The 5,900-nt window shown below is 67.9% G+C and carries 5 protein-coding genes; 4 read left to right on the forward strand and 1 reads right to left on the reverse strand.

All coding sequences use genetic code 11. The features are described 5' to 3' along the window. Positions 1–192: 192 nt before the first annotated feature. The gene (locus G6024_RS02795) at positions 193–723 is read right to left on the reverse strand and encodes an Rv1476 family membrane protein (RefSeq protein WP_154827438.1); all 531 of its coding nucleotides are present in this window, start codon (positions 721–723) and stop codon (positions 193–195) included. Positions 724–977: 254 nt separating this feature from the next. Between G6024_RS02795 and G6024_RS02800 the strand changes: the two genes are divergently transcribed. From G6024_RS02800 to G6024_RS16540, 4 genes are all read left to right on the forward strand, one after another. Further along, a complete protein-coding gene (locus tag G6024_RS02800; RefSeq protein WP_067714358.1) occupies positions 978–3,791 on the forward strand; it encodes an aconitate hydratase in 2,814 nt (937 codons plus the stop codon). Between the two features lie 92 nt (positions 3,792–3,883). Further along, positions 3,884–4,453, forward strand: a complete 570-nt coding sequence (locus tag G6024_RS02805; RefSeq protein ID WP_069390485.1) for a TetR/AcrR family transcriptional regulator — start codon at positions 3,884–3,886, stop codon at positions 4,451–4,453. A 156-nt stretch (positions 4,454–4,609) separates the two neighbouring features. Further along, a complete protein-coding gene (locus G6024_RS02810; protein WP_159147920.1) occupies positions 4,610–5,452 on the forward strand; it encodes an aldo/keto reductase in 843 nt (280 codons plus the stop codon). Between the two features lie 140 nt (positions 5,453–5,592). Then, on the forward strand, positions 5,593–5,900 hold a 308-nt coding region (locus G6024_RS16540), incomplete at its 3' end, for an MFS transporter (RefSeq protein ID WP_235027735.1).

A 5,900-nucleotide genomic window follows, 5' to 3' on the forward strand; every position in this document is an offset into this window, starting at 1 on the left:
GCCTTCCCCTGCGCCACTGGAGCCTCAACACGACTCGGTAGAACCTAGTGTTCCTTTAGCACCGTAGGTCACAGGGAACACATGTGAAACATCGGTCGGCAAAATACACTGCTGTAACTTGCATAACAGCAGGACGGGCGGCGTGTCGCGAACTGGACACCGCTGTCGGAAAAGCGACGTTTCGGCGTCTTCTCAGCGTGAGCGACGTCGCAGGACGATCGCGAAGGCGACGAGCGCGAGCACGGTGACCACGATCGCGGCCGCGGTCAGGGCGCCCCATGGCGGAGCGGGGGCGGTGACCTTGTGAGCGAAGACCGCGGCGGAGGCCACCGGGTCGAACTCCTCCCAGGCGTCATCCTGTCCGGCCTCGAGTTGGTGGCGCGGGATCGAGTCGCTGGAGCTGCCGATGAACACCGGGGTGCGCACGAGGATCGTGCCGTCGTACTCCTCGCCCAGGAACGCCGCGAGGTCACGGGCGTCCGTGTAGACGGTCGCCGGCGCCTCGGTGTAGACCACTTTCAGGTCCAGACCTCGATCACCGGCCTCGTCCACCACGGTCCGGAGGCCCTCGACGAACGGTGCAGGTGCGGCGACCCCGTCGTCGGCGAGGTCGGCGACCACGGCCTGGTAGTCCAGCCAGGGCGGGACCTCGTCCTCCCGTAACGACATGATCGGCTCGGCCGCATACGCGAGCACCGTCACGGGATCGGAGGGAGTGTCCACGTGCGACATGGTGCCATCTCTCCGTCGTCGCCCACGAACCCACGCGCCGCTCGACGGCGATAACCGCAGTCGCGTGCCCACGTTCGGGCGTGCCGGGGGCTATACAGGACGGGCGTACTGGTAAATTGGCGGCCGAAGACGGATCACAGGGTCCACAATGGATGCTGTGTCCGCCCCGGCGCCGCCGCCCGAGACAGACGCGGTGACACCGGGAGGGATGACGAACCGACATTCGCACCACGAGTGGAGCTGACGTGACAGCAAGCATTGATAGTTTCGGCGCCAAGGGGACCCTTGAGGTCGGCGACGAGACCTACGACATCTACCGCCTGTCGGCGGTTCCGGGGGCCGAGAAGCTCCCTTACTCGCTCAAGGTCCTCACCGAGAACCTCCTGCGCACCGAGGACGGCAAGAACGTCACCAAGGCGCACATCGAGGCCCTGGCGAGCTGGGACCCCAGTGCCGAGCCCGACACCGAGATCCAGTTCACGCCGGCCCGCGTGATCATGCAGGACTTCACAGGCGTGCCCTGCATCGTCGACCTCGCCACCATGCGTGAGGCCGTCGAGAAGCTCGGTGGAGACCCGGACAAGGTCAACCCCCTCGCCCCCGCCGAGATGGTCATCGACCACTCGGTGATCATCGAGTCCTTCGGTCAGGCCAGCTCGTTCGAGAAGAACGTGGAGATCGAGTACGAGCGCAACGAGGAGCGGTACCAGTTCCTGCGCTGGGGTCAGGGCGCGTTCGACGACTTCAAGGTCGTCCCCCCGGGCACCGGCATCGTCCACCAGGTCAACATCGAGTACCTGGCGCGCACGGTGATGGTCCGCAACGGCCAGGCCTACCCCGACACCTGTGTCGGTACCGACTCGCACACCACCATGGAGAACGGTCTCGGCGTCCTCGGCTGGGGCGTCGGCGGCATCGAGGCCGAGGCCGCGATGCTCGGTCAGCCGATCTCCATGCTCATCCCCCGCGTCGTGGGCTTCAAGCTCACCGGTGCGATCAAGCCGGGCGTCACCGCCACCGACGTGGTGCTGACGATCACCGAGATGCTGCGCAAGCACGGCGTCGTCGGCAAGTTCGTCGAGTTCTACGGCGCCGGTGTCGCGGCCGTGCCGCTGGCCAACCGCGCCACTATCGGCAACATGAGTCCGGAGTTCGGCTCCACTTGCGCCATGTTCCCGATCGACGGCGAGACCATCGATTACCTGCGCCTGACCGGCCGCGACGAGGAGCAGCTCGCCCTCGTCGAGGCCTACGCCAAGGAGCAGGGCATGTGGCTCCACCCGGACTCCGAGGAGCCCGTCTTCTCCGAGTACCTGGAGCTGGACCTCGGGGACGTCGTCCCGTCGATCGCCGGCCCGAAGCGTCCCCAGGACCGCATCGAGCTCTCCGATTCCAAGAGCGCGTTCCGCAAGGACATCCACAACTACGTGGACGGCGAGGCCAAGCCGCTCGGTGACACCGAGAAGGGCCGGATGCAGTCCGAGGGCGGTGCCCCGTCGGACAACGCCGGCAAGGTGACCCTCGCCCATGCCGAGGAAGGCGCGGTCCGCGCCGACGCGTCCACGCGTTCCGAGGGCCGCCCGTCGAAGCCGGTCGAGGTCAAGGTCGGCGACACGGAGATGGTGCTGGACCACGGCATCGTGTCCATCGCGTCGATCACCTCGTGCACCAACACCTCCAACCCGTCGGTGATGATCGGCGCCGGGCTCGTCGCCCGCAAGGCGCACGAGAAGGGCCTCACGGCCAAGCCGTGGGTCAAGACCTCCATGGCCCCGGGCTCGCAGGTCGTCACCGAGTACTACGAGCGTGCCGGTCTCTGGCCCGACCTGGAGGCCCTCGGCTTCCACCTCGTCGGCTACGGCTGCACCACCTGCATCGGCAACTCCGGTCCGCTGCCGGAGGAGATCTCCGCCGCGATCCAGGAGAACGACCTCACCGCGACCGCCGTCCTGTCCGGCAACCGGAACTTCGAGGGTCGGATCAACCAGGACGTCAAGATGAACTACCTGGCGTCCCCGCCGCTGGTCATCGCCTACGCGATCGCAGGCTCGATGGACTTCGACTTCGAGAACGACTCGCTGGGCAAGGACAAGGAGGGCAACGACGTCTTCCTCAAGGACATCTGGCCCACCTCCGAGGAAATCGAGGAGACCATCAAGGCCTCCATCTCGTCCAACGAGTACAAGTCCAAGTACGCCGACGTGTTCGCCGGTGACGAGCGCTGGCGCGGACTCAGCACCCCGGACGGCAAGACCTTCGAGTGGGACCAGAAGTCGACCTACGTCCGCAAGGCCCCGTACTTCGAGGGCATGGAGATGGAGCCGGAGCCCGTCACCGACATCAAGGGCGCCCGCGTCCTGGCCAAGCTCGGCGACTCGGTCACCACCGACCACATCTCGCCGGCGTCGACCATCAAGCCCGGTACCCCGGCGGCGCAGTACCTCGACGCCAACGGTGTGGAGCGCAAGGACTACAACTCCTTCGGCTCCCGCCGCGGCAACCACGAGGTGATGATCCGTGGCACGTTCGCCAACATCCGGCTGCAGAACCAGCTGCTGGACGGCGTGACGGGCGGTTACACCCGTGACTTCACCCAGGAGGGTGCGCCGCAGGCGTTCATCTACGACGCCGCGCAGAACTACGCCGAGCAGAACACCCCGCTCGTCGTGCTCGGCGGCAAGGAGTACGGGACCGGCTCCTCGCGTGACTGGGCCGCCAAGGGCACGCGCCTGCTCGGCGTCCGCGCCGTGATCACCGAGTCGTTCGAGCGCATCCACCGCTCCAACCTCATCGGCATGGGCGTCATCCCGCTGCAGTTCCCCGAGGGCGAGTCCCACGAGACGCTCGGGCTCGACGGCACGGAGACCTTCGACATCTCCGGCATCGAGGAGCTGAACAACGGCACCACGCCCAAGACGGTCAAGGTCACCGCCACCAAGGAGGACGGCCAGGTCGTCGAGTTCGACGCCAAGGTGCGCATCGACACCCCCGGTGAGGCGGACTACTACCGCAACGGCGGCATCCTGCAGTACGTCCTGCGGAACATGATCAAGGGCTGATCGGCCTCCCACATCAACGGCGGTGCGCGGTTTCCCCTGCTCAGGCAAGGTGGCTGCGCACCGCCGCGGTGTTTCCGAAGGAAGGTAGCGAGATGCCCAGGGTCAGTCAGGACCACATGGACGCCCGGCGACACCAGATCCTGTCAGGCGCACGTGAGTGCTTCGCCGAGTACGGGTTCGAGGGCGCCACGGTGCGTCGTCTGGAAGAGGCCACCGGACTGAGCCGGGGTGCCATCTTCCACCACTTCGACGACAAGGACGCGCTCTTCCTCGCACTCGCGCACGACGACGCGGCGGCGATGGCCGCCACCGTGGCCGCGCAGGGTCTGGTCCAGGTGATGCGGGAGATCCTCGCCGACCCCCAGGAGTTCTCCTGGCTCGGGACGCGTCTGGAGATCGCCCGGCGGATCCGCACCGACCCGGACTTCCGGGAACGGTGGACGGACCGACAGGCGGAGGTCGACGCGGCGGTCGTGGCCCGCCTCCGCGAACAGAAGGCGTCCGGAAGGATGCGCACCGACATCCCCGCGGACGTGCTGCGTGTGTACCTCGACATCGTGCTCGATGGCCTCATCACTCACCTGGCGACGGGTCGCGGCACCGAGCACGTCAGCGAGATGCTCGACCTCGTCGAGGCGTCCCTGCGGACCGGGCAGGGGTGACCCGGAGCCGGTCTCCCGCCGGGCCTGCCGCCTCCGCCGCCTCCGCCGCCTCCGCAGGTTCCCGCCGAGAAGAGGAAAACGCGCGTATCGGTCGAGTGAGCGTGCACGAGATCCTCTTCTCGGCGGGGCCACGGGAACGGCGCGTACGTTGGTCGCATGTCCACACCTGACAGGCAGATCCCCCAGCTCACCCTGAACGACGGCCGCTCGATCCCCCAGGTCGGATTCGGCACCTTCCAGGTCCCGCCCGCCGATACCGAGAAGGTCGTCACGGACGCGATCGAGGCCGGTTACCGCCACCTCGACACCGCTCAGATGTACGGCAACGAGGAGGGCGTGGGCCGGGCCGTCGCGGCGTCCGGGATCCCGCGCGACGAGTTCTGGATCACCACCAAACTCAACAACACCTTCCACGAGCGCACCGCCGCCCGTGAGGCCACCGAGCGCTCGCTCGAGGCCCTGGGCGGGCGCATCGACCTCTACCTCGTGCACTGGCCACTGGCGATGCACAACGACGTCGCCACCGTGTGGGAGACGATGGAGGAGATCCGCTCCGACCTGGCCGTCGACTCGATCGGCGTCTCCAACTTCACCGCGGCGAACCTCGCGCGACTGGCGGAGGCCGGCCTGAGCACCCCGACGGTCGACCAGATCGAGTCCAACCCGTATTTCGTCAACGACGACCTGCGCGCGGCGTGCGTCGAGCGGGGCATCGCCGTGGAGGCGTGGAGTCCGCTGGCCCAGGGCGCGGACTTCGGTGACCCCCAGTTGCAGGCGCTCGCCGAGCAGGTCGGGCGCACGGTGTCCCAGGTCGTGCTCCGGTGGGTGCTGCAGCGGGGCGACATCGTCTTCCCCAAGTCCTCGAGCCCGGCCCGCATGCGCGAGAATCTCGAGGTGTTCGACTTCGAGCTGTCGGACGAGCAGATGGCTTCCATCACCGCGCTGCACAACGGCACCCGTTCGGGCCCGGACCCGGACACCTTCGACTGGCGAGGCTGACCCCACCGGCTGACCCCACTGCCAGACCCCACCGCCAGACCGCGTCGAGAAGACAGTTCCGCACACGTATGCCGAGAGGGAGGTGTGCGGAACGCTCTTTTCGACGGCGCGACAGGCCGCAAGCGCCCTAGAGTCGGTCCATGACCACCACCGCGGCCACGGGCGGGGAGCCCGGCGCGGGCGGGGCTCCCCGCGGCGCGCCGGGCCGGACAGCGACCGACCGGTCCACCACGGCCCCGGTCCTCGCCTCGTACGCGGCGGGCAGCCTGGGCACGGGTGCGTTCGGCACCCTGCCCGGTTTGGTGCTGGCGTACTACCTCACCGACTCGATCGGGGTGGCGGCGGCCGTCGCGACGGTGCTCGTGCTGGTGCCCAAGGTCATCGACGTCCTGGCCTACCCGCTCATCGGCGCGATCTCGGACAGGGCGTCCCACCGCAGCGGCTATCG

This window comes from Dietzia maris, from assembly GCF_014144855.1.
In the GTDB taxonomy this organism is placed as follows: domain Bacteria; phylum Actinomycetota; class Actinomycetes; order Mycobacteriales; family Mycobacteriaceae; genus Dietzia; species Dietzia kunjamensis.